Below are 5,158 nucleotides of genomic sequence, written 5' to 3' on the forward strand. Positions count from 1 at the left end.
AGTGTGCGAGCGCAAGTAAACGCATCTTCATCTGAATGGTTTTTTGCTGGCTCGCAAGCTTTTTGAAGTCAGTGTTATTAAGGCTATCCATGGCTAAATTTCACAATAATTCATCAATCTTAATTAGATCACATTTTTACTTTAATTGGTATAAGTTCATTGACCCTCAACGCGCAACAAGCACTGGATGCAATAAGAAACCACTGGCAGGTAGAAAGTATGCATTGGATGTTAGATGTAACGTTTAGAGAAGATGAATCGCGTATCCGCAGAGGCACAGGAGCCTTAGCTTTCAATGTATTGAGAAAAATCGCACTAAGTCTTTTCAAACAAGACACAAGTAAAAACATCAGTATGGTAAGAAAAAAGAAGATAGCGGCTCTTGATGACGAATACCGCTCCGTCCTTTTAGATGCTGGAATTAAAATGCTCTAGCCGTGCCGCTTAGATAAGCCTCTAAATTAACAAGTAATAATAAACCATTGGTTTATTATTACTTGAAACACTAGATCATCTATCACTGCCAACTAGATGGTTTTCATTCCACATCGCAAGTTGCGATGTGTGTAGTGATTGTTAGAATCTTCAGGGGAAAAATAAGCTCATTGCGCAGGTTGCGATTCGCACACTGCGAAATGAATTTCAAACACGAAAAGAGGCGTAAACACACTAATGGTGACCGTGTTGGCATGTCTCTGGACAGAGTAAGCTTGCCACATTCGGTTCTTAGCTTTAACATAAAGTTGAGAGCCTCGGGTATCCCTGCTTTTTCTTGGAGTTACTACTTACTGTCTGATCAGAAGTAATGGTATCGAATTGAACTTGGCTTAATTGCAAAGCAGACCACCGAGGACATACGATAGCCCTGCCCTCTTCCGCTCATAGAGTATTGACCACAGGTTGCACGTAATAGAGCCACTACAATTAGTGGCTCTTGTCGTTTCTGGCATTAGGGAAAAGAAAAGCCCCTACGCCATCGTTAAGCTTACTTATAGTACTGATAACGTCGTTTAGAATTATGCTTCCAACTTTTTGCTAGGTCATGCACATACGCTGGATAGTCATCCCACGGGTTAGCCAAAGATCTTCCTCGCGCAGCGCGTAATTTAATCGGGTACCCTCTGCACTCAATCATGTGAAGAAAGTAAAAGCCCTTTTCCTGTTTTGTTGAAAAGTGCTTGTGGGTTCCACTGCGAATGCTGGGATACAAATCCCAAAGATATTGACGCTGGCATTTAATACGCTTTCGGTACTGCTGTTTCAGTTTTTTCATTTCCCCTCCAGGTTACATTACCTAGAAAGGGTCCTCTGCAAAGTAGTTCATTTCGTCACCTCTATGCACCTATAATTAATAAACCTAGCCCGAGCAGTGCAACCCCGATCACATGGATGTAAAAGCCGAAATCACTCTCTGTTTAAATGCACCAAGCCGCAATTCATCAAACGTCCCTAGTGTCCCGTAATGGTTGTTTGAATTGCCCCTACGGCTTTCCCAGGATACTGTTGCGTCGATACTATTTAGAGGCTCTTTCGAAAGCTTAGCAGTTAAATTATTCTGCCGATTAACTAGCTCTGTCTCCATTGGTTTTCCCATATTCACATAGATACAAGATTCTGGAATATCATCTTCAATTCGCTCTGCAAACTGAATGAGGTTTTGTTCCGCAAACGTAAATAGCCATGCTTGCTGAGCCATGGAAGAGTCGATACGAAGAATACGTCCTAGTACTTGCCTGAAATATAATTCCGTTTTGACAGAACTCATATGGCAACACACTTGGAGTCTAGGTATATCTGTCCCCTCACTTATCATTCCGACACTAACAATCCATTGAGAGTCACTTTGTCGATAGCGGTCTATTTCTGCGAGTGGTTCTTCATGTCTATAAGTGACAATTGAAACGGTTTGGCCAAACTTTAAAGAAAGTATATCTTTGATAACTTGAGCATGTTGAACCGACGCTGCAACAACTAATCCACCGGCATTGGAAGCGTCAATACGTACCTTTGCTAGCCGCTCACATCCTAAACCGAGTAAATACTCCATCGCTTCTTGGTTATGTATCACACTCTGATAAGACGCTTTCGTCTGTTTAAGCATTTCTAAGATCGATGAAAATGACTCCACGTTTTCGCTACTACAGACAGACAATTGCTCATTATCGACCAATACAATATTAGGTGCTCTACAAACACCATCATCAATAGACTGTTTAAGGGTGTACTGGAAGTCGACAAGTAGTTGTCCGTCTGGGTCACTGTATTCCCCCATAACAATAGGTAAAGAGTCTGAGCGCCACGGAGTCCCCGACATCGCAAGAGTATAAGTCGCTAGTCCCTGAATCTTAGTGAGCACTTGCTGCCCCCAGACGTTCGCATTTTCAAGCTCAGTCCCAGAACAATGGTGAATCTCATCAAATACAACAAACACTCGATGATTACGTAACGTCTCCCAAAATTCATCGTTAAGGAATTGAATGGATTGATATGTTAACGACTGCCCAATAGAGCCTAGGCCACCGTTAAAGGTACAATTAAGAGTCTGAGAAAAGGTTTTTTTGATTCCCTCTGAAACAGTTAAAGATGGAGAGAAGCACAATACAAGATCGACCATATCATCATTAAGTAACCTTGATGCGACAGTTGCAGCAAGCACCGTTTTTCCAGAGCCAGGTGTTGCTTGGCAAAAGAAGTGTTGTCGATTTTCTCTAAACTTCTGCAACGCATGTTCAGAACATTCAACCTGCCACTGCCTCAACACGGTTGGTTGCCCTCTGAAAGAGTTTTAAGAACATTCTCTAATCCATTCATCTTTCCAAGCAAGTGCGCTGAGCGTTCTCTTGCATGTTGTAACAATGGCATTAATCGACTCTCGAGCTCAGGGAAACGGCACCTCAATGATTGATATTCATCTATTTCACCAAGCACGAGCTCCAATTCACCTTTGTATTCGTTACTCTCTCGAAATAACACGGAATAATCCGGTGTAGTCTGTTTTTTAGAAGCTTCTCGTTCAGCTTTTCTTCGGGGCGCGGCTTCAAGATCCATAAATTGCTCGGTTTGAAAGTATCTTTTGTTTCTTCCTTCTCCTTCACTGCGCAACCAACCCCTTTGTTGATATTGCCATATTTGCCGATAAACCTTCTTCCGAGCTTCATCAAGGTTTTGTGTACCATCCCCATCATTTAATGAAGCATCCCTTGCCTCTATAACAGAAAAACCATCCATTCTTTTTTCAATCAACAGCTTAAACATTACCGCACTGATTCTAGTAGAACGTTTCACTTACTGCCTACACCATTCAAAAATACTAAGGATTGCTTAGTATACAGAAATCAGTAAAACTAAGAAAATCTTAGTTACATAGAGCCTATTAATATGAATTCTAAATGTCGATCGACAACCCTATTCCTGTGCGGCTCAAAGAAGTTCGCAAAAAAGCAAAGATCTCCCAAAAAGAATTGGGGGTGCGTATTGGTATCGATGAAAGTTCGGCTAGTGCGCGAATGAATCAGTATGAGAAAGGGAAACACACTCCAGATATCAGTACATTAAAGAAAATGGCTGACGAACTTGGCGTACCTTTAAACTACTTTTTTTGTGAGGATGAAAGCTCAGCAGAACTAGTTTGCCTGATAGCAAAAATGAGTAAGGCTGAAAAGCAGAAGCTCATCAGCCTTATAGGTGAAAACATTCAAGATATTGAAAGTAAATAAGTCTTATGCGTTTTGGCCTGCGACCCAACCAGACGACCAAGCCCATTGGAAGTTAAACCCTCCAAGATGACCTGTCACATCAACACACTCACCAATAAAGTAAAGCCCTGGTATATCTCTAGCTTCCATTGTTTTAGACGATAAATAATTGGTGTCAACACCACCAATGGTCGCTTCTGCTGTTCTATACCCTTCAGTCCCATTAGGTTTAATTTCCCAAGAGTGAAGAGCAGAGCTAATATTCTCTATCTCCCGTTTATTCAATTGGCGAAGTGGTTTATTTTCAAACACATTAAGTTCGATAAAATACTCGACAAGGCGTTTAGGTAATACTTTAGACAGCGTTGTTTTAACCTCTTGTGCAGGGTTGTTTTCTGCTGCTTTTTCAATCAGTTCAATAGAGTTCAAACCAGGTAGCCAATCAACTTGAACTACATCGCCAGAGTTCCAATACGAAGAAATTTGCAATACTGATGGGCCAGAGATACCTCGGTGAGTAAATAAAAGAGCTTCTAGGAACTCTTGATTGTTGCAGCTAATTCGGACAGGGAGAGCAGTTCCAGTTAATTCTGTTAACCCTTTTTCTCTACCATCTAATGTGAACGGTACCAAGGCTGCTTGAGGAGAAACAACCCCTAAACCAAACTGTTCAGCGACTTTCCAGCCCAAAGGGGTTGCCCCTAAACGTGGCATTGAAAGTCCACCCGTTGCGACAACCAAAGACTTACAATTAAAAATTCCATTGGAAGTCTCTACTTTAAAATTGTTATCTGCTAAACGTTCAATTGAAGTAATTTCACATTGGTACTTATATTTCACATTACCAGTTTCATCACACTCATTAATTAGCATTTTTACGATATCTTTCGAGTCATGATCATTAACACAAAACAATTGCCCATGATCACGCTCTTCAAACTCAATACCATGCTTGTAGATCATCGAAATGAAATCCCAATTGGTATATTGAGCCAGTGCAGATTTAACAAAGTGGGGGTTTTGACTTAAAAAGTTTTTTGCTGTGACATCATAGTTGGTAAAGTTACAACGCCCACCTCCAGCAATAAGAATCTTACGACCAGGCCGTTTACCATGATCAAGCACAAGAACTGAACGCCCGCGTTGACCTGCACTAGCTGCGCACATTAAACCGGCAGCGCCTGCTCCAATAACAATAACATCTGACTGAATAGCTGACATGAAATAAGACTCTTAGGGCTATGAAGTGATAAATAAAAGAGCGACATAGTACGGAAAAAGGCATTCACCAGCAACAAGCTCACGCAGGTATCAACACACCTAGTTACTTATCAACTAGAAGGTTCGACTCTTCTTCAATCGCATTCAGGTTTTCTATTATAGGTTTTAAATCAGCTTCATTATAATTTAGCTTATTTATCTGCGCTCTAGCATCACTCACCAGGGCTTTGTTTCCTAAATCA

Annotated in this window: 4 protein-coding genes and 1 pseudogene; 2 read left to right on the forward strand and 3 right to left on the reverse strand. The window is 41.2% G+C overall.

Features of this window, described 5'->3' with window-relative positions; genetic code table 11:
- Window positions 1-150 precede the first annotated feature (150 nt).
- Window positions 151-435, forward strand: a pseudogene (locus tag AB4138_RS23710) (ISAs1 family transposase); the annotation flags it as partial.
- A gap of 946 nt (window positions 436-1,381) precedes the next feature.
- Here AB4138_RS23710 and AB4138_RS23715 read toward each other — a convergent pair.
- Both AB4138_RS23715 and AB4138_RS23720 read right to left on the reverse strand, forming a co-directional pair.
- Window positions 1,382-2,761 (reverse strand): DEAD/DEAH box helicase, encoded by a 1,380-nt coding sequence (locus tag AB4138_RS23715; protein WP_372148086.1) that lies wholly within the window; start codon window positions 2,759-2,761, stop codon window positions 1,382-1,384.
- Entirely contained in the window at window positions 2,755-3,285 is a 531-nt protein-coding gene (locus tag AB4138_RS23720) for a hypothetical protein (protein ID WP_032498339.1), read from the reverse strand. Before AB4138_RS23720 ends, AB4138_RS23715 begins: the two co-directional genes overlap by 7 nt.
- A gap of 104 nt (window positions 3,286-3,389) precedes the next feature.
- Here AB4138_RS23720 and AB4138_RS23725 point away from each other — a divergent pair, with 104 nt between their 5' ends.
- Window positions 3,390-3,716 (forward strand): helix-turn-helix domain-containing protein, encoded by a 327-nt coding sequence (locus AB4138_RS23725; protein WP_102481664.1) that lies wholly within the window; start codon window positions 3,390-3,392, stop codon window positions 3,714-3,716.
- A gap of 3 nt (window positions 3,717-3,719) precedes the next feature.
- Here the strand turns inward: AB4138_RS23725 and AB4138_RS23730 are convergent, their stop codons facing one another.
- Window positions 3,720-4,916, reverse strand: a complete 1,197-nt coding sequence (locus AB4138_RS23730; RefSeq protein WP_372148085.1) for an NAD(P)/FAD-dependent oxidoreductase — start codon at window positions 4,914-4,916, stop codon at window positions 3,720-3,722.
- Between the last annotated feature and the right edge of the window lie 242 nt (window positions 4,917-5,158).

It is taken from the genome of Vibrio sp. 10N.286.52.C3 (assembly GCF_041468865.1).
GTDB lineage: Bacteria > Pseudomonadota > Gammaproteobacteria > Enterobacterales > Vibrionaceae > Vibrio > Vibrio crassostreae_C.

Excerpts from the sequence above, each read along its gene's own strand:
- AB4138_RS23730 (WP_372148085.1), bottom strand. The coding sequence starts at position 4,916 with ATGTCAGCTATTCAGTCAGATGTTATTGTTATTGGAGCAGGCGCTGCC.
- AB4138_RS23725 (WP_102481664.1), top strand. The coding sequence starts at position 3,390 with ATGTCGATCGACAACCCTATTCCTGTGCGGCTCAAAGAAGTTCGCAAA.